Source organism: Streptomyces sp. NPDC058000 (assembly GCF_042886435.1).
In the GTDB taxonomy this organism is placed as follows: domain Bacteria; phylum Actinomycetota; class Actinomycetes; order Streptomycetales; family Streptomycetaceae; genus Streptomyces.
Genome location: NZ_JBHVQS010000013.1, coordinates 128338 through 154421, shown reverse-complemented (window position 1 = coordinate 154421; position 26084 = coordinate 128338). Strand labels below are relative to the sequence as shown.

The following is a 26084-nucleotide window of genomic DNA, read 5'->3' as shown; positions in this document are numbered from 1 at the left end:
GCCGCCATAGGTGAGGGGGTTCCGGCCGGTGGGGTGAGGGGGGCCGGGGGTCGGCAGGTGTCCGGTTGTCCCTGTGCAGGTGAACGGCAGTTGAACGGTTCCCGCCCGGGGGCTCGTCAATGGCAGGCTGACCGGCATGGACGGGCGTGATCTGGTGCGGTCGGTACGGATGGTCAAGGCGGTCGGGCCGGCGCAGGGGCTGCGGTCCGTGCGTGCGGCGTGGCGGCGGAGCAGAGCGGATGCGCGGGCGTTGCCGCGCCGGGGGGCGGAGCGGGCGCGGGTGCCGGGTGAGGCGCGTGGGGCGGAGCCGTTGCCGGGCGGCGGGGTGATCCGTTTCGCGCGGTCGTCGCTGCGGGTGCGGGTCGCGGCGGGCGGTGCGGTGTTCTGCGGTTGGGACGGGGCCGGGCCGGAGCCTTCGTACGCGTTGGCCGGGGCGTGTCCTGCGGTGGATCCGCGGGTGGTGCTGGAGCCGGATAAGGAGGGTGGCTGGCGGATCGTCTCGGAGCGGGTGCTGGTGGTGGTGTCCCGGTTCGGTGCGGTGGAGGTGCGGACGCCGGGTGGTGCGCTGCTGCGGCGGGAGTTGCCGCCGCGTTGGTGGCACCGGGCTGAGGACGGCGCGGTGGACAGTGCGGTGGACGGCGCGGTCGGTGTCGCCGGGGGCGGTGCGGAGGACGTCGGTGTGGACGGGGACGGGCGGCCCGCCGGGGTGATGGCGTCACGGTGGGTGCAGCGGTCGGAGGTGGCGGCCGACGCGCGGTTCTTCGGGCTGGGTGGCCGGTCGGCCGGTCCGCGGTTGCGGGACGGGGTGTACCGGCTGTGGAACACCGATCCGGGCGGCGCGTTCGGGCCCGGGGACGATCCGCTGTACCTGACGATGCCGGTGCAGTTGGTGGTGGCGGACGCGGGGACGCACCTGGTGTTCCACGACAACTCCTGGGACGGCCGGGTGTCGTTGCACGAAGGCGTGGAGGGCGCCGGTTCCGGGCACGATCGGCCGGGCACCTGTGAGCTGCGGATGGACGGCGGGCCGCTGCGCTATTGGGTGGTGGCGGGGACGCCGGCCCGGGTGTTGTTGGGGTGGGCGGTGCTGACGGGTGCGCCGGCGCTGCCGCCCCGTTGGGCGCTGGGGTACCAGCACGCCCGGTGGGGGTTCGGTGGTGCGGATGAGGTGCGGCGGGTGGTGGCGGGCTATCGGGAGCGAGGGTTGCCGCTGTCGGCCGTCCATTTGGACATCGACCACTACGACGGGCACCGGGTGTTCACGGTGGACCGGGAGCGGTATCCGGATCTGCCGGGGTTGGCCGGGGAGTTGCGGGCCGCGGGGGTGCGGTTGGTGTCGATCGTGGATCCGGCGGTGAAGGCGGAGCCGGGGAACGCGGTGTACGACAGCGGGGTGGCGGCGGACGCGTTCGTGCGGGACGCGCGGGGGCGGACGGTGCGGGGCGTGGTGTGGCCCGGCGAGTCGGTGTACCCGGACTTCACCGATGCGCGGGTGCGCAAGTGGTGGGGGGCGCTGTACGCGGAGCGGTTGGCGCAGGGGTTCGCGGGGGTGTGGCACGACATGAACGAGCCGGTGTCGTTCGCGGCGTTCGGGGAGTCGACGTTGCCCCGGTCGGCGCGGCACGACCTGGAGGGCCGCGGTGGTGACCATCGGGAGGCGCACAACGTCTACGGGTTGGCGATGGCGCAGGCGGCCTTCGAGGGGCTGTGCGAACTGCGGCCCGGGGAGCGGCCGTTCTTGTTCTCCCGGTCGGGTTGGGCGGGGCTTCAGCGGTACGGGGGGACGTGGTCGGGGGACGTGGCGACCGGGTGGCCGGGGCTGCGGGCGTCGTTGGCGCTGGTGCTGGGGCTGGGGCTGTGCGGGGTGCCGTACAGCGGGCCGGATGTGGGCGGGTTCTCGGGGGTGCCGTCGCCGGAGTTGTATCTGCGGTGGTTCCAGTTGGGGGCGTACCTGCCGTTGTTCCGTACGCATTCGGCGCTGTGGGCGGGGCGGCGGGAGCCGTGGGAGTACGGGGACGAGGTGCTGGAGCATGCGCGGGCGGCGCTGCGGGAGCGGACCCGGTTGGTGCCGTATTTCGTGACGTTGGGGCAGTTGGCGCGGCTGTCGGGGGCGCCGTACGTGCGGCCGGTGTGGTGGAGTGCGCCGCGGGACCGGGCGCTGCGGGACTGTGAGGACGCGTTCCTGTTGGGGGACTCGTTGTTGGTGGCGCCGGTGTTGGAGGCGGGGGCGGTGCGGCGGGAGGTGCGGTTGCCGCGCGGCCGGTGGTACGACACCGCGACCGGGCGGGCGTACGACGGGCCGGGCCGGGTGTGGGTGGACGCGCCGCTGTCCCGTATTCCGGTGTTGGCGCGGGCCGGTGCGGTGCTGCCGGTGGTGGGTGCGGACGGCGGGACGGAGCTGGAGGTGTGGGCGCCGGCGGTCGGGCGTACGGGCGGTGGGGTGCTGGTGCCGGACGGTGGGGACGGCTGGCGCCGGCCGGAGGTGGAGCGGTTCACCACCCGGTGGGAGGGCGGTCGGGTGGTCGTGGAGCGGCGGGGCGGGGGTCCGGCGGGGTATCCGGTGCGGGTGCGGGGGCTGGCCGGGGAGGGGGCGGGGCCGGTGGCCGGGTAACGGGGCGGCGGGGCCGGCCTGTTGGGGGTGCGATGTGGGGGTGCGGCGGTATACGGGTGGCCGGCGAGGGGGTTCCCCGTACCCGCCGCGCCTGGTAGACGAGGTGGCATGCCGAGACTTGCTGCTGTCTGGCGCGGCCTGGCCGCCGCTGCCGCCGCCCTGCTCACCGTCACCGTCGTCCCGTCGAGCGCCGTGGCGGGCACCGCCGAGGCGCCGCCGCGCTCGCGCAGCGCCGCTGGTGGCGCGGGGGCCGACGACCCCAAGGCGCCGAAGGAGTTCGTGGCACTGCGCGATGTCGATCCCACGATCATTCAGGAGATCCGCTACGCCACTCCGCACGATTTCATGGGCGTGCCGGTGACGGGCTATCGCGAGCCGATGTGCATTCTGACCCGGGATGCGGCGCGGGCGATGCACCGGGCGCAGGTCGCTTTTCTGCGGCGCGGCTATTCCCTCAAGGTCTATGACTGCTATCGGCCGCAGCGGGCGGTGGATCACTTCGTGGCCTGGGCGAAGGATCTGTCCGACCAGCGGATGAAGGCGGAGTTCTATCCGCGGGTGGACAAGTCGGTGCTGTTCCGGGACGGGTACATCGCGGAGAAGTCGGGGCACAGCAGGGGCAGTACGGTCGATCTGACGCTGGTCCGGTTGCCGGCGGTGCCGACCCGGCCGTATGTGCCCGGGGAGCCGTTGACGTCGTGTTTCGGGCCCAAGGCGAGCCGTTTCCCGGACAATTCGCTGGACATGGGGACCGGCTTCGACTGTTTCGACACCCTCGCGCACACTCTCGATCCGCGGATCAAGGGGAGGCAGCGGGCCCATCGGCTGCTGTTGAAGGAGGGGTTGGAGCGGGCCGGGTTCGTGAATTACGCGGACGAGTGGTGGCATTACACGTTCTCGCCGGAGACGTTTCCGGACACCTATTTCGATTTCCCGATCGCGCGGAGTTCGCTGGTGCGGCACTGAAAGCCGGGGGTGGCCCCGGGTGCGGGCGGCTCCGGGCTCGGGCGGGTCCCTTTGTGCGCGGGCGCGGCGGTGGCTGTAACGGCGTTGCACGGCGGTGGCTGTAACGGTGTTGCGCGGCGATGGTTGTACCGGCGTTGCGCGGCGGGCGGGCGGGGCCACTCGTTCCTGATGGAGCGTCAGAGGCGGTTTGGGCGGCTCGGGTTGCGGCCTTCGCCGCCGTACGCTCCGGAAGGGTGCGTGAACAGTGCGTGAACGAGGCGCCGTCGGTGCCCCGGGAGCGGCATCCTGCTGCTCGTGCCTGCCTGGACGAACCAGCTCCGCTTCGCATTCCAGCCCGTGGTGAACCTCGCGACCGGCTCGGTCGCCGCGCTGGAGCCCCTCGCCAGACCCGAGGACGGCGAGGTCGACGTGCTGACCTGCGCACGTCGCTGCCCTGATCTGGACGCCGAGCTGGCCGCGCTCGCCGTGCGGGCCGCGGCGGAGCAGGAGACGCTGCTACCGCTGCACGTCAACGTGTTCGCGGGGACGGTCGCGCGGCGGCCGGAGCTGACGTCACTGGGCAAGGCGGTGCGGGACGCGGGCCGGCGGCCGTGGGAGATCACCCTGGATCTGGTGGGGCCGTTCGCCCCGGTCCCGGAGCGGGAGTTGTTGGCCGCGGTGGCGGGGCTGCGGGACGAGGGCTACCGGATCTGCGCGGACGGGGTCGGGGACGGCGATCTTCCGCTGCGGCTGCTGGGTGAGCTGATGCCGGACCTGGTCAAGCTGGACCGTTCGCTGTGTACGCGGCTGGAACGCGATCCGGGGCGGCAGGCGGCGGTGGCCGCGATGCGGCAGCTGTGCGAGCGGGTGGGCGGACTGCTGGCCATCGAGGGGGTGGAGACCGAGCGGCAGTACGCGGCGGTGCGGGAGGCCGGGGTGCAGTTGGCACAGGGGCATCTGTTCGCGCCGCCGTCGCGGCGGGTGGTGACGGAGGTGTATGTGCCGGCCGCGCACCCGCCGGCGGCGAGCGGCCGGCCGGTCGCCGAGCGTCCGCCGTCGGGGCCGCCGGTGGCGCAGTTCCTGCAACCCGCGGCGCTGCTGCCGATGTCGGCGTCGGCGGGGGCGGTGCGCAGCCATCTGACCGGGTTCCCGGAGGTGTCGGGGGTGCTGCTGGTGGACGCGGACGGGGTGCCGGTGCGGGCGATCGACCGGGACCGCTTCCTGCTGTCGCTCTCCGGTCGCTACGGGCACGCGCTGTATGCGGACCGGCCGGCGCTGCGGCTGGCGGACCGGCCGCGGACGGTGGGCGCGGACGCCACCGCCTGGCAGGTGCTGGACATGATCGCCGACGGGGAGCGGGACCGTACCGGCGACGACGTGGCGGTGGTGGACGAACACGGCCGTTGCATCGGAGTGGTGCACCTCGCCGACATCCTGCGGGCACTGACCGAGAGCCGGGTGGAGGAGGCGGCCCGGCTCAATCCGCTGACCCGGCTGCCCGGTTCGGACGCGGTCAACGGCGAGGTGGACCGGCGGATCGCCGAGGGTCGGGAGTTCGCCCTGAGTTGGCTGGACGTGGACGGCTTCAAGCAGGTCAACGACGGGGCCGGGTTCGCGGCGGGCGACGAGCTGATCCGGGCGGTGGGCCGGACCCTGGCGGAGGTGGCGGCGGACGAGCCCGCCAGCCGGGTGGGGCACATCGGCGGGGACGACTTCCTGGTGCTGGCCGAGCCGGACGGGCTGGAGCCGTTCGCGAAGGCACTGCTGGACGTGGGCTGGTCGGCGGGTGAGATGCCGGTGACGCTGTCGCTGGCGACGGTGGTCTGCCCGCCCGGCAGTGTCACCGGGCACGGTCCGGCGGCGGCCGCGCTGGCGCCGTTGAAGAAGGCCGCCAAGGAGCTGCCGGGGGCGAGCTGGGTGGTCGGGCGGCCGGGGTCGGCGCGTACGGAGGTCCGGCGGGGGGCTCCCGCGTGGGTGTCGGAACCGCCCGAGGCGGAGGCCGCGGAGGCCGCGGAGGCGTCGGACGCCGGGGGCGGTGCGCCCGCCGGGCAGGAGGGGGCGCGGGCCCGCGGCTGACCGCCGGACCCCGCCCGACAGTCGGCCGGCGGAACCTCCGGAACCCCCAACTCCCTTCGTGTGCGCGACCTTGACGGTCCCTCAGCCACGGAGAACACTTCCGGGTGCCGGTCGCCGGATGCCCGCGGGCACCGCCGTGGCCAGGCACGGCACGCACCCTGCACGGAGGACCGGGGCCCGCCCCCGGGCAAGGGCCGAGGAGCCGCCTTGTATGCCAATGGGGACATCGTCGTCGGTGAAGTGATCGGTACCGCGGTCCTGATCCTGTTCGGGTCCGGGGTGTGCGCCGCGGTCACCCTGCACCACTCGAAGGCCAAGGGCGCCGGCTGGGTGGTGATCGCCTTCGGCTGGGGCCTGGGTGTGCTGGCCGGCGCGTACACCGCGGCGCCGCTGTCCGGCGGGCACCTGAACCCGGCGGTGACGCTGGGCTCGGCGGTGGCCGGCGGCACCCCGTGGGCGAAGGTGCCGCTGTACGTGCTGGCGCAGCTGGTCGGGGCGGTGCTCGGGGCGGTACTGGCCTGGGCGCTGTACTTCGCGCAGTTCGCCGCCAACGCCGAGCCGGGCAAGGCCCAGCCGACGCTGGGGGTCTTCGCCACCACCCCGGAGGTCCGCCGGCCGGTCGCCAACCTCGTCACCGAGGTGATCGCCACCGTCGGGCTGGTGCTGCCGCTGTTGTTCTTCGGCCGGAACCAGGGCATCGGGCTCGGCCAGGTGCCGGGTGCACGGGTGGGCGTCTACGGTTCCGGGATCAACGTGCTGCTGGTGGCGCTGCTCGTGGTCGGCATCGGCCTGTCGCTCGGCGGGCCCACCGGGTACGCCATCAACCCGGCCCGCGACCTGGGCCCGCGGATCGCGCACGCGGTGCTGCCGATCCCCAACAAGGGCCCGTCCGACTGGGGTTACGCGTGGATCCCGGTGGCCGGGCCGCTGCTGGGCGCGGTGCTGTCGGGGCTGGTGTACACGGCGGTGTTCTGACGGCGGGCGGCACCCGGGCGCGGGTTCCGTCGGACAGCGGGCCGGTATCGGCCAGTACCAGCCACGACTTCGGGAGGCGGCACGGATGACCAGCCAGCACACCGGAACGGCCGGGCGGCACGGGGCGGACGGGGCGTACGTTGCCGCGATCGACCAGGGCACCACGTCGAGCCGCTGCATCATCTTCAACCGCGCCGGCGCGGTGGTCGCCGTCGACCAGCGGGAACACCGCCAGATCTTCCCCAGACCCGGCTGGGTGGAGCACGACGCCACCGAGATCTGGGCGAAGGTGCAGGACGTGGTGGCGGGGGCGCTGGCCAGGGCGGGGCTGCGGGCCGACCAGTTGAGCGCACTGGGCATCACCAACCAGCGGGAGACCACGGTCCTGTGGGACCGGGCCACCGGCCGGCCGGTGCACCACGCGGTGGTCTGGCAGGACACCCGTACCGACCGACTCTGCGCCGAACTGGGCGGCGCGGCCGGTCAGGACCGCTTCCGGGAGACCACCGGGCTGCCGTTGGCGAGCTACTTCTCCGGGCCGAAGGCGGCCTGGTTGCTGGACGAGGTGCCGGGGCTGCGGGCCCGCGCCGAGCGCGGCGAGATCGCGTTCGGCACCGTCGACTCCTGGCTGATCTGGAACCTGACCGGCGGCACCGACGGCGGGGTGCACGTCACGGACGTCACCAACGCCAGCCGCACCCTGCTGATGGACCTGGCCACCCTCCAGTGGGATCCGGCGATCCTGTCCGCGATGCGGGTGCCGGCGGCGATGCTGCCGGAGATCAGGTCGTCGGCCGAGGTGTACGGGACGGCGGTGGGGCAGTTGGCCGGGGTCCCGGTGGCGTCGGCACTGGGCGATCAGCAGGCGGCGGTCTTCGGGCAAACCTGCTACGGCGTCGGCGAGGCCAAGAACACCTACGGCACCGGCTCGTTCCTGCTGCTGAACACCGGCAACCGGCCGGTGACCTCGAAGAACGGGCTGCTGACGACCCTCGGCTACCAGCTCGGCGGGGAGCCGCCCGTCTACTGCCTGGAGGGCTCGATCGCCATTACGGGCGCGCTGGTGCAGTGGTTCCGCGACCAGCTCGGGCTGATCGGGTCGGCGGCCGAGATCGAGGAGCTGGCGGCGAGCGTCCCGGACAACGGCGGCGCCTACGTCGTCCCGGCGTTCTCGGGGCTGTTCGCGCCGTACTGGCGGGCCGACGCACGCGGGGTGATCACCGGGTTGACCGGCTACGTCACCAAGGCCCACCTGGCGCGGGCGGTACTGGAGGCGACCAGCTGGCAGACCCGCGAGGTGGTGGACGCGATGTTCCAGGACTCGGGGGTGCGGATCACCCGGCTGAAGGCCGACGGCGGGATGACCGCCAACCATCTGTTGATGCAGCATCAGGCGGATGTGCTGGGGGTACCGGTGATCCGCCCGGTGGTCCCGGAGACGACCTGCCTGGGCGCCGCGTACGCGGCCGGGCTCGCCACCGGCGTCTGGCAGGACCTGGACGAGCTGCGGTCCCACTGGCAGCCCGACACCGAGTGGACGCCGCGGATGGACGCGGCGGCCCGGGAGCGCGAGTACGGCAACTGGCGGCGGGCGGTGCGGCGGAGCTTCGGCTGGCTGGCGGAGGACGGCGGCAGCGCGTCCTGAGTCGGCGGGCCGGCAGGCGTACGGCCCGCACCCCGGGCGGCGGGGTACGGGCCGTACTTCCGCGCCCTGTCAGGGAAGCGCGGGTCCGGGCGGCGCGGGCCGGGGCCGCGGCGGCGCCGTGCGGGCGCGGGCCGGGGCGGCGCCGGTCAGGGCAGGGCGGGCTCCCGTCGCTGGGCGCCGCGCCGCATCGCGTGCTCGACGACGGCGACCAGCACGTCCCGCGCGGAGTCCCGCTCGCGGGCGTCGCAGAGCACCACCGGGACCGCGGGGTCGAGGTCCAGGGCGTCCTTGACGCTGTCGGCGGGGTAGCGGTCGGCGCCGTCGAAGCAGTTGACGGCGACGACGAAGGGCAGGTCGCGGCGCTCGAAGTAGTCGATGGCGGCGAAGCTGTCCGCCAGGCGGCGGGTGTCGGCGAGCACGACCGCGCCGAGCGCACCGCGGGCCAACTCGTCCCACAGGAACCAGAAGCGGTCCTGGCCGGGGGTGCCGAAGAGGTAGAGGACCAGTGCGTCGTGGACGGTGATCCGGCCGAAGTCCATCGCGACGGTGGTGGTGGACTTGGCCTCGACGCCGTGGAGGTCGTCGACCGGACGGCCGGCCTCGGTCAGCCGCTCCTCGGTCCGCAGCGGCCGGATCTCGCTGACCGCGCCCACCAGGGTGGTCTTGCCGACGCCGAAGCCACCCGCGACGAGGATCTTGAGCGTCACCGACTCGGCCGGGATGGGCCGGCTACGGCGCTCAGAACGCCCGAAGACCATGGGTTTCCTTCTCCTGGTTGCCGAGGATGCGGGGCACACGAGGGCAGCGCGAGGCGTCCCGTGTGCGGGCGACCACCGACGGTGGTCGCCAGTGCACCGTACAACGTGCGTCGTGCGGCGCCCACTTGAGGTGCGGCTCGATTGTGCGGGGCCCCCGGGCAGAGGCCGCCAACCGACCCAAAAGGACCGTGCGACGGGCGGATCAGCCCTGCCGGTGGGCGGCGAGATGGCCGAGGATCTTCGGGGTGACCAGTGCGGGCACCTCTTCCGGCAGCCAGTGACTGGCGCCCTCCAGGGCCTCGAAACGGTAGGGGCCGTCCATCCACTCCCCCGTCGACTCGGCCGCACCGCGCCCCAGGGCGATGTCCTCGCTGCCCCACAGGAAGAGGGTGGGCACCGCGATCCGCCCGGCGGGGACGGAGATCACCGTCTCGGGGGCGCGGTACCAGTTCAGGGTCGCGGTCAGCGCGCCGGGCTCGGCGAGCCGTCGGACGTTGGCCTCGACCAGTTCGGCGGGGACCTTGCCGCCGTAGACGGCACGCAAGCGGGCCGCGGCGTCGGCGAGCAGGGCGGACTCGGCGGCGCCGTCCGGGCGGCGGAAGAAGCGGACGTAGTCCAGCCGGCGGTGCTGTTCGGGGTCGCCGGCGGCGGCACGGTTGAGCGCCTCGGGGTGCGGGGTGGCGAGCACGGTCAGCGACGCCAGCCGCTCGGGGTGGGCGCCGGCCAGGGCCCAGGCGACCATGCCGCCCCAGTCGTGGGCGACGACGTGGAAGCGGTCGGCGCCCTGGGCGTCGGCGAAAGCGAGGGCGTCGGCGACGAGTTCGGGGACGGCGTAGTCGGCGATCCGCGGCGGGCGGGCGTCCGGGGAGTAGCCGCGCTGGTCGACGGCGAGCGCGCGGTAGCCGGCGGCGCCCAGGGCGGGCAGGACGGCGTGCCAGCAGTCGGCGAACTCGGGCCAGCCGTGCAGCAGCAGGACGACCTCGCCGTCGGCCGGGCCGCTGGCCAGGGCGTCGAAGGTGTACGGGCCGGCGGTGATCCGCAGGCGTTCGAAGGGGGCGTCGTCGGCGGCCATGGGGGGCTCCTCGGGTCCGGGGGCCGGCCACGGCACGAGGCACGGAGTGCCGGCCGGCGCTGGGTGACGGGTGATCAACTGCCACCGTAGTCGGGCGGTGAGCGCCCGCTCAACAAGGTGGCGCGGGGCCGGTGACGGCTGCCGCCCGCCCGGGAAGGGGGCGGGCTGCAGGGCGGTCCGCGGCGGCGGCCGGCCGCGCCGTCACAGGGCGCGCAGGCCGTCGATGACCTCGCGCAGCACCTGTTCGTCCGGCAGCTCGGCCGGGGGAACCGGGCGGGTGACGTGGACCAGCCCGGCGTCCAGCAGGTCGCCGATGAGGACCCGTACCACGCCCACCGGCAGGTCGAACTCGGCCGCCAGCTCGGCGACCGACTGCGGCTCCTCCCGGCACAGGTCGACGATGTCGACGTGCTCCGGGGAGAGCGTCTGATCCGCGATCGGCTCCCCGCCCCGGCTCCCCGCGATCACCAGCGCGATCAGGTCCAGTCGCCCCTCGGCGGCCGTGCGGGTGCGCCCGCGCGTCATCGCGTACGGGCGGACGACCGGGCCTGCCTCATCGTCGAACCAACGGGCCGGATGCCGTTCCGGGGTCGGTCGGCCCTCCTGATCGGTCATGGCGTCACCGTAGTCGTACTCGTCGGCCGGCTGGTCAGGACCGGGGCGCGGTGCCCAGGTGTGTGCCCACGCGCTTGACGAGCAGGGTCATTTCGTAGGCGACCAGCCCGACGTCGGAGTCGGCGTCGGCGAGGACCGCCAGGCAACTGCCGTCGCCGGCCGCGCTGACGAAGAGGAACGCGTCGTCCAGCTCGACCAGGGTCTGTCGGACCTGCCCGGCGTCGAAGTGCCGGCCGACGCCCTTGGCGAGGCTGTGGAAGCCGGAGGCGACCGCGGCCAGGTGCTCGCTGTCCTCGCGGGTGAGGTCCTTGGAGGCGCCGGTGGCCAGGCCGTCGCTGGAGAGGACCAGTGCCTTGCGGATGCTGCCGACCCGCTCGACCAGCTCGTCCAGGAGCCAGTTCAGCTCCCCGGATCCGTGCGGCGAGGCTGCGGTGGAAGCGGATGCCTTCGGTGCGGTCATGGACCGTCCTCTCCCGATGTGGTTCGTGGTGCTGTTGCGCCCCCGGCGGTGCCGTCTCCGGTTTCCGGGTCCGGGGGTGTGGGGGTGTGGGGGGCCTCGCCGTTCTCCCGGCGGCCGCGCTGCCAGCCGCGCTGGAGCGAGGCCATCCGGGCCCGGACCGCCTCGGCGTCCCGGTCGTCAGCGGCCGGTTCGGTCGCTGCGGCCGGTCGCTCCGCCGGGGGCTCGGCGGCCTGGTCGGCCTTGAGTTGAGGGGCGAGGCTGGCCTGGCGCACCCGGCGGGGCAGGCCCTTGGGGGTGGTGGTCGGGGCGGGGGTGCCGCCGGCCGGGGTGTCCTTGGGGGTGCCCTTGGGGGTGTGCGGCGCGGTGGCCGGCGGTTCGGCGGGGTCCGCCGGGCCGTCCTTGCCGCGCGGGGCGTCCGGTGTCCGGGCGCCGTCCACGGTCCGGCCGTGGTCGGAGACCAGGACCGGTGTGCGGGGGCGGCGCGGCAGCGGGGTGAGCCGGCCGGTCGGCGCCTGGTCGCCGGCCTGCTGGTGCTGTTCGCCGGACGGGTCGGCGGCGGGCTCCGGGACGATCTGGGGGCCGCCGGGCGCGGCGGCCGGTGCCCGGTTCCCGCGGCTGCGCACCCGGTCGCGGAACACGTTCCCCTCGTCGTCGACGAGGTCCGCCGGGTCCCGTTCGACCGGCGACAGCGGCGCCTCCAGTTCGACCGGGCCGTCGAGGACGCCGCGCCGGGTGCGCTGGGGCAGCGGCACCGGCACCTGGGCGAGCGGGTCGAGGGCCGGGGCCTCGGGGGTCGCGTGGTTCGCAGGGTTTTCGGACCCGGCCGCGGTGTCGGCGGCGGCCCGTCCGGCGTCGCGGGCGCCCTCACCGGTGTCGGTGAGGAGCGTGCCGGGGACGAGGACCACGGCGGTGGTGCCGCCGTACGGGGAGGGTTGGAGGGAGACCCGGACGCCCTGCCGCTGGGCGAGCCGGCTGACGACGAAGAGGCCGAGCCGGTCGGTGTCGGACAGTTCGAACTCGGGGGTCTCGGCGAGCCGGAGGTTGGCGTCCAGCAGTTGGTCGGGGGCCATGCCCAGGCCGCGGTCGTGGATCTCCAGGGTGTAGCCGTTGGAGACCCGTTCGCCCAGTACCTGCACGGCGGTGTGCGGCGGGGAGAAGACGGTGGCGTTCTCCAGGAGTTCGGCGATCAGGTGGGTGAGGTCGGAGACCGCGGGGCCGTCCACCGCGAGCCGGGGCAGCCGGCGGACCTCGATCCGCTCGTAGTCCTCGACCTCGGCGACCGCCGCGCGCACCACGTCCATCAGTTGGACCGGTTTGCGCCACTGCCGGGAGGGGGCCGCGCCGGAGAGGATGACCAGGCCCTCGGCGTGCCGGCGCATGCGGGTCGTCATGTGGTCGAGCCGGAACAGGTCGGCGAGTTCGTCGGTGTCCTCGGTACGCCGCTCCATGGCGTCCAGGAGGGTCAGCTGACGGTGCAGCAGGACCTGGTTGCGGCGGGCGAGGTTGACGAACACCTCGGAGACGCCGCGGCGCATGTCGGCCTGTTTGACGGCGGCTTCGACGGCGGCCCGCTGGAGGGTGTTGAGCGCCTGCCCGACCTGGCCGGTCTCTTCCGGGCCGAACTCCAGCCGGGGCGCCTCGGTTTCCACGTCGACCCGCTCGCCGGCCGCCAGCCGGCGCATCACGCTCGGCAGCCGGACGCCGGAGACCTCGTGGGCGGTCTTGCGGAGCCGGGTCAGGTCCCGGACGTGCCGGCGGCCGATGCGTAGCGAGACGATGACCGAGACGAGCAGCGCGATGAAGCCGAGGACGCCGGTGGCGACGGCCTTGAGGACGATCCGGCTGGCGATCGGGGCGACCCGCTCCTGGTAGTGGTCGCCGGCCTCCCTGCCCAACCGGCCGAGGTCGCCGAGAACCTTCTCCGCGGCGGTGTTCCAGCGGTCCGCGTTGACCGCGTGTGCGGCGCTCGCGGGGTCGGCGGCGATCACCCGGTCCTCGTAGGAGGTGAGTTCGCGGGCGCCGGCGGAGCGCCAGTAGTCCTCGAAGGTGCCGCGGTCGGTGGCCGGCAGCAGCGGGAGGTTGGTGCTGTAGAGGATGCGGCGCTCGGCGACCCGGTCGGAGAGGGCGCGCTGGTCGCGCTTGCTGATGCTGCCGGAGGTGAGGATCGCGGACATCAGGGCGTCCTCGCGGGAGAACGCCTCGCGGGCCCGGGTGAGGTTGACCAACGCCCGGCCCTGCTTGTCCATCTCGACGTTCTCCAGGGCGTGGAACGCGGCGAGCAGGTCGTAGCCGGGGTCGATCAGGGCGTTGTAGGACTCCATGGCTTCGTCGCGGCTGAGCCGGTTGTCCTCGACCTGGGTGCGCAGGGCGTCCAGGCCGTCGAGGCCCTTGACGAGCTCGTCGAGCCGGCTGACGGCCGAACCGGCCAGGTCCGCGCGGACGTCCGGGGTGTCCACGTTGTCGTGCAGCCGGGTCACGGCGTCGTCGGTGGCCCGGGTCTGGTTGCGGAGTTCGCCGAGCGCGTTGGCGCCGCGGCGGTCGGCGAGGTAGAGGAGGCTCTGGCGGCGTTCCCGCTGGATGGCCTGGATGGTGTCCTCGACCGGGTAGCCGAGGTTCCGGACGACGGTGCCGACGTCGAGGAGCTGGTTGGCCTGGCGGCCGGTGACGTACGTCGTGATGCTCCACATCAGCGTCAGGGACACCAGCGGCACGAGCAGCAGCGCCACGATCTTCCGGCGGACCGACCTCCCGCGAAAGCGCATGGCCTCCCCTACGTCGACCCCGCGCGTACGGGGGTGGTGTTCCGTCAACAGCGGCGTGAGCCTACTACTGTCGGGGGATCGATCCGAGGCCCAGCGGGGCAGCGGGGGGCGCGGGAGGGGCGGGATCGTCACGAGTTGTCCGGCGATGCCCGGGCGGTCGGCCGCCGAGTGTGGCTATGGCCACCCGGGCGTGCGACCGGCTCCGCCCCCGCCCGGATACGTCCGTGCGCCCCGGTGTGTGGTGACGGAGGGGGACGTGGAGTGGACAGCAGCCCGGTCCGTGTGGCATGTATCCGGTGAAACCCGGGCAGCCACCGAGGAGTCGGACAGCCGGGGCGGGGTCCGGGGAGAGTACGGGGAGTGTGACGCGATGGACCGCGGCAGGCGTCCTTTGTGGCAGGAGGAGCCGGTGACCCGGCGTCGGATGGCCGACCCGGTGCGCACGGCGGCGGTGCGCGCCGTGATCATCGTGGCGGTCACCCTGATCCAGGCCATGGTGGCCTTCCTGTGCACGCTCGCAAGGTCCTGGTTCGCGTTCCCCGCGGTCCTGTGCACGGTCGCCAGCACGATCGTCGCGACCTGGGCGGTGCTGGACGTGTGGGTGACCCGCCAGGTCTGGGTCCAGCGTCACGGGGTCCGGTCCGAGCCGAGCAGCACCGCCCGGCAACTGCGCCGGGAGCGCCGGGTGGCCCGTCGGCAGGGGCGCCGGCGGCCGTCGGAGGAGCCGTCGCGGACGGATCGCGCGGCGGCCTGACGGGCCGGGGCCCCGGCCGGGGCCGCGGTCAGGCCACCGCCTCCTCGCGCACGGCGGGCCGGACGTGGATCATCCCGTCCAGGACGCCGACCTCGTGGGTGCGCACGGCACGGCGGGCGGGCAGGCAGGTCGGCGCTCCGGTGCGCAGGTCGAACAGGGCGGCGTGCAGCGGGCATTCGACGAAGCAGCCCTCGACCCAGCCCTCGGAGAGGGAGGCGTCCTGGTGGCTACAGGTGTCGTCGACGGCGTAGAGCCCGTCCTCGGTGTGGAAGACGGCGATGGCGGGTGTGGTGTCGTCGATCTCGATCCGGACGGACTCGCCGACCGGCAGGTCCTCGATGCGGCAGACGGGAAACATCTGGCCCCCCTCGCGCTGATCGGTATCATGGCGTTGTGAATCGCGCATTGCATCTCGCGATGCGCAACAGAATCCAAGTCGGGGAGCGCCCCGTCAAGGGCTTCCCGGTGAGCGGCCCCAGGACGTGCCCGTCGGGGGCAACGGGTGGTGAGGCGAAAAGCCATGGCGAACACGAAAGACGCGGCGGACGCAGCGGACGCGGCCGACCAGCGCGCCGAGGAACGACGCGGGGCGAGCTCCGTCCAGTCCGTGGACCGCGCGGTGAGCGTGCTGGAGAGCCTGGCCCGGCTGGGCGAGGCCGGGGTCACCGAACTCGCCGACGAGCTGGGCGTCCACAAGTCGACCGCCTTCCGGATCCTGGGCGTCCTGGAGAACCGCGGCCTGGTCGAGCAGGAGAAGGAGCGCGGCAAGTACTTCCTGGGCGCCGGGGTGCTGCGGCTGGCCGGCGCCGCGGCGATCCGGCTGGACATCTCGCAGGAGGGCCAGCCGGTGTGCCGGGCGCTGGCCGACGAGACCGGGGAGACCGCCAACATCGCGGTGCTGGACGGCGATGCCGCGGTCAACATCATGCAGGCCCGGGGTTCCGCCGCGGTGACCGCCTTCAACTGGCTGGGCCGGCGCACCCCGTTGCACGCCACCGCCAGCGGCAAGGTCCTGCTGGCCCACCTGCCCCGGGAGCGCCGGAAGGCACTACTGGGCCGCAAGCTGGCGCGGTTCACCGACGGCACCCTGACCACCCCGGCCACCGTGCGGGAACAGCTGGCGGCCGCCCGGGAGGACGGATTCGCCTGCACCACCGAGGAGTTCGAGACCGGGCTGAACGCCGTCGCGGCGCCCGTCCACGCCTACGACGGGACGGTCATCGGGGCGCTCGGGGTCTCCGGGCCCGCCTACCGCATGGCCCGCGAACACCTCCCGGAGCTGGCGAAGGCGGCGGTGAAGGCCGCGGCCGAGCTCTCCCGCCGCATGGGGTACGGCGGCTGAGCCCGGCGCGGCGGCCGCCCCGTCCGGGCGGCCCGCTCAGCCGGCCCGCTCAGCCGGCGGCCGGCGCGGCCCCTGCCGGCGCGGCCCCTGCCGGCTCCTCCGGGCGGCGGTACATCCGCGTCGCCGTGATCTGCCCGTGCACCGGCTCGCCGGACGGGTCCGCCTGCGGCAGGCCCGGGCGCAGATGCTCCTCGACGCTGATGTACTTCAGGCCCGCCCGCAGGTCCGCGTCGTTCCGCAGTCGGATCACCAGCGGGAACTCCGCGAGTGCGGTGGTGTCGAACAGGCCGGTGGTGTAGAGGAGTTGGACGCCCAGGGCGTCGGCGACGGCGCGCTGGAGCTCCAGCAGATAGGTGGCGTTGGCGCGGCCGATGGGGTTGTCGAGGAACAGCGTGCCGGCGTGCCGCTGCTTGTCGCGGCCCCGGTCGTTGCTGCGCAGCGCCGCCATGGTGCAGTACAGGGCGATGGCGGCGGTCAGCAGCTGGCCGCCGGAGAAGACGTCGCCCATCTGCCCCACCGGGACCCGCTCCGCGCGCAGCACCGCGTCCGGCTTGAGGATCTCCACCGCCACCCCGCGCGGCTGGAGCGCGGCCTGCACCCCGCGCAGCAGCAGGGACATCCCGTCCCGGCGCAGGTCGCTGTTCTTCTTGACCGCCGCGCGGGTCGCCTCGTCGATGACCTCGCCCAGCCGCTCGGTGAGCGTGGCCTGGTCGGGGTCCTCGAAGCGGATCCGCAGGAACTCCTGGCCGGACCACTCCCCCAGCCCCTCGGGCAGTCGGGACAGCCGCTGGGCGGAGCGCAGCGTGGTCAACGACGACTCCACCAGACCGCGGAGCCGGTCGACGATGGAGCCGCGGTTGCGCTCCAGCTGGGCGAGTTCGTCGGTGAGCACCCGTAGGCGGGGCGCGAACGCCTCCGCCCACTTGACGGCGTGGTCCGGCAGCGCCGCGGCGGGCAGCTCCCGGATCTGCTGCCGGGCGGGGGTGCGCACCTGCTCGTAGCGGGTGGAGTTGGCGTGCCGGACGAGGACGTCGGAAGCCTCGCGGACCGCGGCCTCGGCGGCGGAGAGGTCGGCGGCGCAGCCCCGCAGCGAGCGGCGGGACTCCGCGGCGGCCTGCCGGGCCTCGGCGAGGCTGCCGGCGTACGGCTCGATCGACGCGGCCTCGCCCTCCGCCCCCTTCTCGGCGTCCGGGTGGTCCCGCAGCAGATCCCGCAGCAGCGCGGCGGTCTCGTCGAAGCCGCCGGCGGCGTCCTCGGCGCCGCGGTGGGCGCGCAGCAGCTCCTCGTGCCCGGCGCGGGCGGCCTCAAGGGCCTCGGTGGCGGTGGCCAGTTCGGCGTTGGCGGTGCGCAGCAGTTCCTTGGCCCGGTCGGCGCCGGTCGGCACCATGCCGTCCGGCAGTTCGGTGTGCGCCTCACCATCGGTGGGCGCCAGCCGCTCCGCCTCGCCGCGCAGCCGGCCCAGCTGCTCGCTGGCGGCCGCGGCGCGGGTGTCCAACATCTGCACCAGCGATTCGGCGCGGCCCGCGGCGGCCTGGCGGGACGGGCCGTCGGCGGCGTCCGGGCTCTGCAACAGCTGCTCGGCACGGGTGCGGACCTTGTTGGTGAGGCGGTTCAGCTCGGCCAGGGCGGCGGATTCGTCGCCCTCGGCGCGGGCCTGTTCGGCGCGGAGGTCGGCGCCGACGCCGACCTTCTCGTAGAGCTGGGAGGCGGCGCGGTACGCCTCGCGGAGCGCGGGCAGCGAGGTGGTCGGCTGCTGCGGGGCCTCGCCCAGGTCGTCGGGGACGCCGGCGATCTCGGCGCGTTCGGCGCGCAGCGCGCGGGCGGTGCGGCGGGCGTCGTCGGCGGCCCGCTGGGCGGCCCTGCGGTCCTCGTCGGCGGCCCGGGCGCGGTCCACGCACTCCTCGGCGCGGGCCTCGAACTCCGCTGCCTCGTCGGCGAGTTCCCGCATCCGGGACTGCCAGCCGGCGCGTTCGCGGAGCCGGTGGGCGAGGCCGGCGAGGAGGTCGGCGGCGCGCCGGGCGCGCTGGGCGGCCTCCTGCCGCTCGTCGCGTACCCGGGTGGCCTCGGTGGCGACCTCGTCGGCCTCGGCGCGGGTCGTCCGGGCCTCGGCCAGCTCCGCGGCGGCCTCCTCCGCGGCGGTCCGGGCGGTCTCCGCGGCCTCGGCGAGCTCGGCGAGCCGGCCGGCCGGGCAGCCGGTGCGCCAGGAGCCGAGGCGGGCGGCGAGCGCCCGGTCCCCGGCGAGCCGGGCGGCCAGCGTCCGGATCTCGTCGTCGCGCTCGGTGGCGCGGGCGCGCAGTGCGCGGCGCTCCTCGTCGGCGGCGGACTCGTCGTGCATGGCCGGGTTCGGCGGGACGAGAAATACGCCGGAGACGCTGCTGTCCTGGGCGTCGGGGGCCGGGGTGGGGGCCAGCAGTGCGGCGGCGGTGCCCACCGCGACGGCGGAGCGGGGCAGCAGCGCGGCCTGCGCGAGGACCTCGCGGGCCCGGGCGTGGGTGTCCGGGTCGGTGATGATCACGCCGTCGACCAGCTCGGGGCGGGCGGTCAGCACCCGGGCGTGGTCGGCGGGGTCGACGGACTGCGCGAGGTAGCGCCAGCCGGGCAGTGCGGGCACGCCGTGCTCGCCCAGATACTCCACCGCGGCCAGCACGTCGGGGCCCGGCGGCAGCAGCCCGCCGTCGCCCAGCGCGCCCAGGATCCGGGCGTCGTCGGCGGCGGCCGTCCGCAGGTCGAACAGCTGGCGCTCGGCGGCGGCGACGCCTCCCTCCAGCAGCTCGTGCAGGGCGTCGGCGCTGCGGTCCAGCTCCTCGGCGGTGAGCGGTCCGGCGGCGCGGCGCGGGGCTGCGGATCCGGTGCCGTCGGCCGTACGGGGGCCGGGCAGGGCGAGCGTCGGCGCCTCGGGGAGGCCGAGGAGTTCGGTGAGCCGCTGCTCGGCGCCGATCGATTCGGCGGCCCGCCGCTCGGCGTCGTGGGCGCGCTCGGCGGCCTGTGCGGCGTCCTCGGCGCGGGCCGCGGCGAGTTCGGCGGCGGAGTGCCGCGCCGCGGTCTCGCGGGCCCGGTCGGTGGCCTGCCGGGCGGTCTCGCGGGCCGCGTCCCACGCCTCGACGGCGGTCTTCTCGGCGTCGGAGGCGGCGAGCGCGGCGCGGGCCGGGTCGGCGTCCGGCGCAGCGCCCTGGGTGGCATCGAGCCAGCCGGCCCGGACCGCCTCCGCGGTCTCCTCGGCGACCTCGGCGAGCCGCTGCTTGAGGTGGTCGGACTCGCTGCGGGCGCGCTGGGCGTGGGTGGCGGCGGCGGTGGCGTCGCGGTGCGCGGACTCGCCGGTCTCCTGGAGGGCGGCGGACCGCTCCTCGCCCTCGTTGGCGAGACCTTCACTGGCTTCGGCGGCGCTGTGCAGCGCGCGTACCAGGTCGGCGGCGGCGGTGGCGCGGGCGGCGAGCGCCGGGGCGGCGTCCCGCTCGGCCTCCCGGATGGCGGCGGCTACCCGCGCGGAGCGGTCGGCGGCGGCGCGGTGCCGCAGGGCGATCTCGGCGGCCTGCCAGGCGCTGTGCAGTGTCCGGGCGTCGTTCAGCTCGCGGCGTTGGGCGGCGGCGCCCTTCTCGGCGGCGGCCAGTGCCAACGAGGCGTGCCGGTAGGCGAGTTCGGCGGAGACCAGGGCGCGGCGCTCGCGGCCTCGGTCGGCGTCGGTGACCCGGTGCGCGGCGGCGGCGACCGCCTCGGCGAGCTCGGCGGCCCGGCCGCGCTCCTCGGTGCCGCGGGCGTGCAGCCGCTGGGCCAGGCCGCGGGTGCGGCGCTCGGCGCCGGCGTGCACCTCGCGGGCCCGTTCGCGGGTCTCGGCGGCCTCGGCGATGCGGGAGAGCAGGTCCAGTGAGCCGGCGGTGAAGTCGCGTTCGGCGGTGAGCTCGGCGCGTCGGCCGAGCTTGTGGGCGAAGCCGTGGACGAGATCGGCGAGGCCGTCGGTGTCCCGGGTGTCGGTGACGGCGCGCAGCAGCAGGTCGGTGAAGTCGGAGTCGTTCTTGACCGCGAAGAGGCCGGCCGCCTCGCCCTCGTCGGCGTTCATCTCCCGCTGGTAGCGGAAGAGTTCGGGGTCCAGGCCGAGGTCGCCGAGGTGTTCGTTCCAGCGCTCGTGGACCTCTTCCCAGATCACGTCGAGGTTGGGGTAGTTCTTGCCGGCCTCGGTGAGGCCGTCGCGGAAGCCCTTCATGGTGCGGCGGCGGCCGTGCGCGCCGGAGGCGCCCTCGCCGTTCTCCGTCCGGGGGCGGACGAGGGTGGCCTCGGCGACCGGGAGGGAGTCCAGGCTCATGCCGGGGCCGGGCCGGAAGCTGTACCAGGCTTCGGCGAACTTGCGGGGGTCGTTGGAGACCTGGCGGCCGCGCCATTCGCTGACCTTGCCGACCACGACGGTCTCGCCCGTGACGACGTGCTGCCACTCCAGGGCGACGTGGCCGCAGTCGTCGGCGAGCAGGAACTTGCGGAGCACGCCGGAGCTGGCGCCGCCGAGGGTGTTGCGGTGGCCGGGCAGCATGACCGAGAAGATCAGCTTGAGCAGGACGGACTTGCCGCCGCCGTTCTCCAGGAAGAGCACGCCGGCGGGGGCCGGGCGGCGCGGCGGGCCGACCGGTTCGTCCTCGAAGAAGTCCGCCTGGGCCGGGGCCGGCTGGGGCACCGGCGCGCCGACCCCGCGCAGGTCCAGGACGGTGTCGGCGTAGCGCGCACCGGCCGGCCCGATGGAGTAGAGGCGGACCCGGGACAGCTCGTACATGGCGGACTCTCGTTGGTGTGTGGGTGGGTCGGTGGGCGGGGGTGGGCGGGCGGTCAGCCGGAGTGGAAGGGCAGGCCGGCTTCGGCGACCAGGTCGAGGTCGTCGGACTCCTCGCCGGGCAGCAACGAGGCGCTGCCGTCGGAGACCGGGACGATGCCCAGCTCCAGCAGCTCGGCCATGGCGGCGGTGCCGGCCATGTCGCGGACCTGGAGTTGGTAGCGGGCGGTGGTGCGGTAGGCGCCGCCGGCGTCGTCGCCGGTGCGCTGGAGGAAGCCGGAGTCGACGAGGAAGGTGACGGCCTTGGCGATGATGCCGGTGGTCGAACCGGCCAGCCGCCGGGCGTCCTTGGTGGCTCCGGTGGCACTGCGTCGGGCGTAGACCCGCCAGGCGGACTCCAGGCCGGGGGCTTCGGTGACCGGGTCGGTGTTCTCGCCGTCCTGTTCGGCTTGCTCCGTGAGGCGGCGGCACGCCTGCCGGACGAAGGCGTCGACGCCGTTGACGGTGATCCGGCCGATGTAGCCGTCGTCGGCGAGGTCCTCGGGGCGCGGGAAGGACATGGCGGCGACGGCCAGGTGGGCCAGACCGTGCAGGAAGCGGTCGGCGGAGTCGGCGGAGGCGCGGCGGGCGTAGTCGCCCATCCGGACCGCGAAGACGGAGTCCTCGGCGGCGGTGACGGCCATCCCGGCGCGAGTGGAGACCTCCAGGACGATCAGCCCGAGGCCGCTGGCGACGGCGTCGGCGAGTCGGGCGAAGGGGGGCTCGTCCCGATAGCGGCGGAGGAGTTCGGCGTATTCGGCGTCCCGGGCCGGCAGCAGCTTGGGTTGGAGGCCGAAGGAGACCAGCCGGGCGGCGTCGGCGGCGTCGGCGGGGGTGACGGGGGTGACGGGCGACGGGCCGGCCGGGGCCGGCTCGGGGGCGTCGGCGGGTGCGCCCCAGGCCGCTTCGCCGGTGCCGGGCGCCGGGTCGGGCTGCGGCACCTCGTCGGCGTCGTACTGGGTCACGGGAGGAGCTCCTTGCGGGGGACGGTCGGGGGTATCTCGTAAGGGGGCGGGGGCGGTCCGGCCGCTATCCGGCGGCGGTGCCGCGCGGCGGGCATCAGGTCGCCTCCGAGCGGTCGGCGGCCATCCCGGCCGCGTCCAGCAGGGCGGTGCCGACGATGAGGTCGGCGCCGCCGAACTCGGGGTCGGTCAGCTCGGTGCCGTCGTCGACGGCGAAGAGCAGCTGCTGCTCGCCCTGGCGGTAGGCGGTGCCGACCGGGGGGCTGGCGGCGTGCACCGCCAACAGGGCCACCAGGTAAGGGAGTTCGGGGTCGCTGCGGCGGGCCTCGGCGAGCAGGCCGGAGAGCCGGCGGGGGGCGTCGGCGGGCAGGGTGAGCAGAGCCATCGCGGCGTCGAGCTGGGCCTCGCTGAAGCGACTGTCGTCGGGCGTGGCCACCAGGTCGGGCTCGGGCATCTCGGCGCCCAGGTGCTCGCGCTCCATGGGCGGGGTGAGCAGCACCTCGACGAGGTCGGCGACCCGGACGGCGGCGGGGGTGCGCAGCCCCGTGCCGCGGGCGAAGAAGGCGTCGGTGACCCGGGTGGCCTGCTCGACGGGGAGCGGGAGGACCGGGGCGACGAGCTGGCCGTAGAGGTCGAGGCCGGTGCGGGCGGCGGGGGCGGCGAACGCCTGGCGGTCCTGCTCGGCGCGGAAGAGCGGGCCGGCCTCCAGGAGCCGGGACTGGAGCTGGGTGTGCCGGCGGATGCAGTCCTTGACGATGTCGACGAGTTCGGCGGCGCGCCGCTTGTGCTCGCTGGTCTTCGCGTCGACGGCCTCGGCCTCGTCGCGGGCCTTGCGGATGTTGGTGAGGATGGCGTTCTCGTGGCGGTAGCGGTCCGCCACGTGGTCCAGCGCCTCGTTGATCATGTCGGGGACGGTGCGCAGCCAGTCGACCGAGCGGACGTTGCGCCGGGTGGCCTCCAGGGTCTTGCGGAGGGTCTCGGCGTACTGGACGGTGCGGTAGCGGGCCTGCTCGGCGGCGAGCTGGGCATCGGCCAGCCGGCCGCGGCTGATCAGCACCTCCAGCTTGACCTCGGCGGCGATCTGGGCGCTGGTGACGTCCGTGTCGAGGGCGCCGACGAGGACGTTGACCGCCTCGTCGGTGGCGCGGAGGTAGACGGTGCCGCCGGGGCCGGGGACCTCTTCGACGAGCTTGAAGTCGTAGTCGCGGCGGACGTACTCGCCGTCGGTGGTGAAGGTGCCGTAGACGGCGCGGAAGCCGCGGTCGACGCTGCCGACGTTGATCAGATTCTCCAGCACCCAGCGGGCGACCCGCTCGTGCTCCGCCGAGGGGCGGTCCGGGGCCTGGGCGGCGACCCGCGGCAGGACCTTGGCCACTATCTCCTCGTGGTCGGCGCCGGTGTCGAAGTCCATGTTCAGGGTGACCAGGTCGATGACGGCGAGCGCCACCTCCGCCATCGCGTAGACCCCGTACTCGCCCGCGAGGTTGGCCTTGCGCGCATCGAGGTCGTGCAGCGGCGCGGTGCACGCGAGCGCGCGCAGCCGGCGGGCCAGTCCTTCGTCGGCGGCCGGGCCCGGCGCGGGCCGGCTGGGGCCGTTGAGCTGGGGCGCAGCGGCCCCCGGGGCGGAAAAAGTCACGTCGCACAGAGTAGGCGCTGGCACCGACAACGGACGAAACGGCGCGGATCGCCTCGGGGGCGGAACACGCCCGGGTCCCCTGACGCTCCCGTGGGCCGGCCGGCTGGTCATTTTACCGGCGGCGCCGCCGGGTCAGTGCGTGGCCCCCTCCGCGACCCGGAGGTCGGTGCGCGTCCGGGCGGCGGTGGCGGCGATCTCCCGCAGTGCGGTGGCGACCGCGTCGACCGGCAGCGACGGCTGGGCCCGGTCGGTGACCTGCTCGGGCGCGTACGGGACGTGCACGAATCCGCCGCGCACGTGCGGGAGTTCGGTGGCGATGAGGTGGGCGAGCCCGTAGAAGACGTGGTTGCAGACGAAGGTTCCGGCGGTGTTGGAGACCGAGGCCGGCAGGCCGGCGGCGCGGACGGCCGCCACGCACGCCTTGATGGGGAGGGTGGAGAAGTACGCGGCGGGCCCGCCCGGCACGATCGGTTCGTCGATCGGTTCGGCGCCGGCGTTGTCGGGGATGCGGGCGTCGTCGACGTTGAGGGCGACCCGCTCGACGGTGATGTCCGGGCGCCCGCCCGCCTGCCCGACGGATACCACGATGTCGGGACTTATCTCGTCGATCGCGGTGCGCAGGGCGGTCAGTGCGGCGCCGTAGACGCAGGGCAGTTCGACGGCGTGCAGCGCGAGCCCGGCGAGCGGGGCGGCCGCCGCGGTGCGCACCGCCTGCCAGGAGGGATTGGTGGCCGCGCCGTCGAACGGTGCGAATCCGGTGAACAGGACGCGGGTCGGCGCGGTGGTGGACGTCATGGGGTCCTTCTCGGAGCGGCTCGGGTGGGGACGGGCGGCGGGCGGCCGGCAGGCCGGTCAGAACGCGAACAGCGCCATGATCACGATGTTGCAGCCCAGCAGGATGCCGGCGGTCGGCAACTGCGCCTTGATGGGCCCGTACTGGTCCTTCAGTTCCAGCAGCGCCGCCGGGACGATGTTGAAGTTGGCGGCCATCGGGGTGACCAGCGTCCCGCAGAAGCCGGCGAGCATGCCGAGGGCCAGGACGGCGGCCGGATCGCCGTGGAAGTGCCCGATGAGGACGGGCCAGCCGACCGCGGCGGTCATCACGGGGAAGGCGGCGAAGGCGTTGCCCATGATGAGCGTGAAGGCGAACATGCCCACGCAGTACACGACGACGGCGACGTAGAGGGAGTCCTTGGGCAGCACGGCGGTGGCGAGCTTGCCGACCTGGCCGCCGACGCCGGAGACCTGGAAGATGGCGCCGAGCGTGGCCAGCATCTGCGGCAGCAGCATCGCCCAGCCCATCGCCTCCAGCATGCTGCGGCCGGACTGGACGGGCACCGAGAGTCGCTTCTCGCGCAGCATCACCATGCCGACGACGAGCGCGACGACCGCGCCGATGCCGAGGCCGAGGATGGTCTCGCTGCCCTTCTGGAGGACCGGTTCGCCCCCGAAGGAGAGGTGTTTGACGCCGATGGCGCAGGCCATCGCGACGACCGGGATGGTCAGGGCCGGGATGAAGAGCTTGTTGCCCAGGCGGGCGGCGCTCGCGGTGCGCTCCTCCGGGGTGGTGGTGCGCGGGGTGCCGCGCCCGGTGAAGCCGAAGCCGGCCAGGGCGGCCATCACGAGCACGGCGGCGCCCAGTGGCTCGGCCGGCGCCTGCTTGGTGACCACCCAGCTGCTGTAGATGAACCCGGCGCCGATCAGGCCCCAGAAGGCGCCGGTGCCGAAGCGCTTGGGGTTGCCGCGGTCGGTGACCATCTGGGCGGCCATCACCAGGAAGCTGAGGCCGACGAGCCAGTAGAACCACTCTGCCTTGATCATCGGGTGGTCTCCGCTGCGGTGGAGGGGTGGGCGTTGGCGGTGAGCAGTTCGCGCTCCAACTGACGGTCCAGGCGCAGCAGCCGCCAGCCGTGGACGACGAAGGCGCACAGCGCGGTGGGGATCGCCCACAGCGCCAGTTGCAGCGGTTCGAGGTGGGTCCCGTAGGTGGTGTTGACGAAGCCGGTGATCAGCAGGATCGAGCCGACGGCGAGGAAGACGTCCTCCCCGAAGAAGAGGCCGACGTTGTCCGCGCCGGCCGCGAACGAGCGGATCTTCTCCCGGGTGCGGGCGGGGAGCGGGCCGTAGCGGCGCTCGGCGGCGCCCTCCGCCATCGGGACGGCGAGCGGGCGGACGGTCTGGGCGTGCCCGAAGACGTTGGTCAGTCCGACGGCGGCGCCGATCTGCCGCATGCCGAGGTAGAGCGCGAGGAAGCGCCCGGTGGTGAGGCGCCCGAACCGGGCGATGAGGGTGCGGGCCTGTTCCTGGAGGCCGTAGCGCTCCAGGAGGCCGATGACCGGGAGGGTGATCGCGAAGATGGTCACCGCCCGGCTGCCGGCGAAGCCCTCGCCGAAGGCGGCCAGCACCTTCGTGGGCGAGAGTCCGCCGAGGAGGCCGGTGACGATCCCGGCCACCGCGACGACCAGCAGGGCATTGCGTTTCGTGGCGAAGCCGATCACGACCACGAGCACGCCGAGGAGCACGATCATGGATCCGCCTTCCGCGTACGGGTTCCCCAACGGGTGCGTGCCACGGATCGACGGGCCGCAGGTACCTGGGGAGCGATGAGGGGTTGCTCAGGAGATTGCTGCGGAGGCTATGCGATTGTTCAACGATCCGACAAGGGGTCGGTGGCGACGA

General features: G+C 74.5%; 19 protein-coding genes. 7 read left to right on the top strand and 12 right to left on the bottom strand.

All coding sequences use genetic code 11. From position 1 onward, the window contains the following. The first annotated feature begins 136 nt into the window (after nt 1–136). The 5 genes from ACFVT2_RS16655 (at nt 137) to glpK (ending at nt 8252) form a co-directional block, all read left to right on the top strand. Nucleotides 137–2611, top strand: coding sequence for a glycoside hydrolase family 31 protein (locus ACFVT2_RS16655; protein WP_390017822.1), 2475 nt, complete (start codon nt 137–139; stop codon nt 2609–2611). Between the two features lie 108 nt (nt 2612–2719). Beyond that, on the top strand, nt 2720–3577 hold the full coding sequence (locus tag ACFVT2_RS16650) for a M15 family metallopeptidase (RefSeq protein WP_390017819.1): 858 nt from the start codon (nt 2720–2722) through the stop codon (nt 3575–3577). 294 nt (nt 3578–3871) lie between these two features. Beyond that, a complete protein-coding gene (locus ACFVT2_RS16645; RefSeq protein ID WP_390017818.1) occupies nt 3872–5632 on the top strand; it encodes a GGDEF domain-containing protein in 1761 nt (586 codons plus the stop codon). A 207-nt stretch (nt 5633–5839) separates the two neighbouring features. Continuing rightward, nucleotides 5840–6607: an MIP/aquaporin family protein gene (locus tag ACFVT2_RS16640; RefSeq protein WP_390017816.1), complete on the top strand. Its 768-nt coding sequence runs from the start codon at nt 5840–5842 to the stop codon at nt 6605–6607. Nucleotides 6608–6692: 85 nt separating this feature from the next. Continuing rightward, the gene (gene glpK, locus ACFVT2_RS16635; RefSeq protein WP_390017814.1) at nt 6693–8252 is read left to right on the top strand and encodes a glycerol kinase GlpK; all 1560 of its coding nucleotides are present in this window, start codon (nt 6693–6695) and stop codon (nt 8250–8252) included. A 146-nt stretch (nt 8253–8398) separates the two neighbouring features. Here the strand turns inward: glpK and ACFVT2_RS16630 are convergent, their stop codons facing one another. The 5 genes from ACFVT2_RS16630 to ACFVT2_RS16610 all read right to left on the bottom strand — a co-directional run bounded on the left by ACFVT2_RS16630 (nt 8399) and on the right by ACFVT2_RS16610 (nt 13919). Next, complete coding sequence (locus ACFVT2_RS16630) at nt 8399–9010, bottom strand: ATP/GTP-binding protein (RefSeq protein ID WP_390017811.1); 612 nt, start codon at nt 9008–9010, stop codon at nt 8399–8401. Nucleotides 9011–9212: 202 nt separating this feature from the next. Next, nucleotides 9213–10082: an alpha/beta fold hydrolase gene (locus ACFVT2_RS16625; protein WP_390017809.1), complete on the bottom strand. Its 870-nt coding sequence runs from the start codon at nt 10080–10082 to the stop codon at nt 9213–9215. Nucleotides 10083–10283: 201 nt separating this feature from the next. After that, on the bottom strand, nt 10284–10697 hold the full coding sequence (locus ACFVT2_RS16620) for a DUF742 domain-containing protein (protein ID WP_390017806.1): 414 nt from the start codon (nt 10695–10697) through the stop codon (nt 10284–10286). 34 nt (nt 10698–10731) lie between these two features. Next, the gene (locus ACFVT2_RS16615) at nt 10732–11157 is read right to left on the bottom strand and encodes a roadblock/LC7 domain-containing protein (protein WP_100604147.1); all 426 of its coding nucleotides are present in this window, start codon (nt 11155–11157) and stop codon (nt 10732–10734) included. Further along, complete coding sequence (locus tag ACFVT2_RS16610) at nt 11154–13919, bottom strand: nitrate- and nitrite sensing domain-containing protein (RefSeq protein WP_390017804.1); 2766 nt, start codon at nt 13917–13919, stop codon at nt 11154–11156. The genes ACFVT2_RS16615 and ACFVT2_RS16610 overlap by 4 nt, the downstream gene beginning before the upstream one ends. 256 nt (nt 13920–14175) lie before the next feature. Here ACFVT2_RS16610 and ACFVT2_RS16605 point away from each other — a divergent pair, with 256 nt between their 5' ends. Further along, nucleotides 14176–14673 (top strand): hypothetical protein, encoded by a 498-nt coding sequence (locus tag ACFVT2_RS16605; RefSeq protein ID WP_390017802.1) that lies wholly within the window; start codon nt 14176–14178, stop codon nt 14671–14673. Between the two features lie 28 nt (nt 14674–14701). On the opposite strand, the gene ACFVT2_RS16600 is transcribed toward ACFVT2_RS16605, so the two are convergent. Then, nucleotides 14702–15031: a bifunctional 3-phenylpropionate/cinnamic acid dioxygenase ferredoxin subunit gene (locus ACFVT2_RS16600; protein ID WP_390017800.1), complete on the bottom strand. Its 330-nt coding sequence runs from the start codon at nt 15029–15031 to the stop codon at nt 14702–14704. 162 nt (nt 15032–15193) lie between these two features. On the opposite strand from ACFVT2_RS16600, the gene ACFVT2_RS16595 reads away from it, so the two are divergent. Further along, nucleotides 15194–16015: an IclR family transcriptional regulator gene (locus ACFVT2_RS16595; RefSeq protein WP_390017797.1), complete on the top strand. Its 822-nt coding sequence runs from the start codon at nt 15194–15196 to the stop codon at nt 16013–16015. 49 nt (nt 16016–16064) lie between these two features. On the opposite strand, the gene ACFVT2_RS16590 is transcribed toward ACFVT2_RS16595, so the two are convergent. From ACFVT2_RS16590 to ACFVT2_RS16565, 6 genes are all read right to left on the bottom strand, one after another. Further along, nucleotides 16065–20771: a hypothetical protein gene (locus ACFVT2_RS16590; RefSeq protein ID WP_390017795.1), complete on the bottom strand. Its 4707-nt coding sequence runs from the start codon at nt 20769–20771 to the stop codon at nt 16065–16067. A 53-nt stretch (nt 20772–20824) separates the two neighbouring features. Then, on the bottom strand, nt 20825–21772 hold the full coding sequence (locus ACFVT2_RS16585) for a hypothetical protein (RefSeq protein ID WP_390017792.1): 948 nt from the start codon (nt 21770–21772) through the stop codon (nt 20825–20827). Between the two features lie 94 nt (nt 21773–21866). Next, entirely contained in the window at nt 21867–23405 is a 1539-nt protein-coding gene (locus tag ACFVT2_RS16580; protein ID WP_390017790.1) for a hypothetical protein, read from the bottom strand. A 132-nt stretch (nt 23406–23537) separates the two neighbouring features. Continuing rightward, nucleotides 23538–24200 (bottom strand): pyroglutamyl-peptidase I, encoded by a 663-nt coding sequence (gene pcp / locus ACFVT2_RS16575; protein WP_390017788.1) that lies wholly within the window; start codon nt 24198–24200, stop codon nt 23538–23540. A 57-nt stretch (nt 24201–24257) separates the two neighbouring features. Then, entirely contained in the window at nt 24258–25226 is a 969-nt protein-coding gene (locus tag ACFVT2_RS16570) for a DUF979 domain-containing protein (protein WP_390017786.1), read from the bottom strand. Next, nucleotides 25223–25933 (bottom strand): DUF969 domain-containing protein, encoded by a 711-nt coding sequence (locus ACFVT2_RS16565; RefSeq protein WP_390017783.1) that lies wholly within the window; start codon nt 25931–25933, stop codon nt 25223–25225. The genes ACFVT2_RS16570 and ACFVT2_RS16565 overlap by 4 nt, the downstream gene beginning before the upstream one ends. Nucleotides 25934–26084 lie beyond the last annotated feature (151 nt).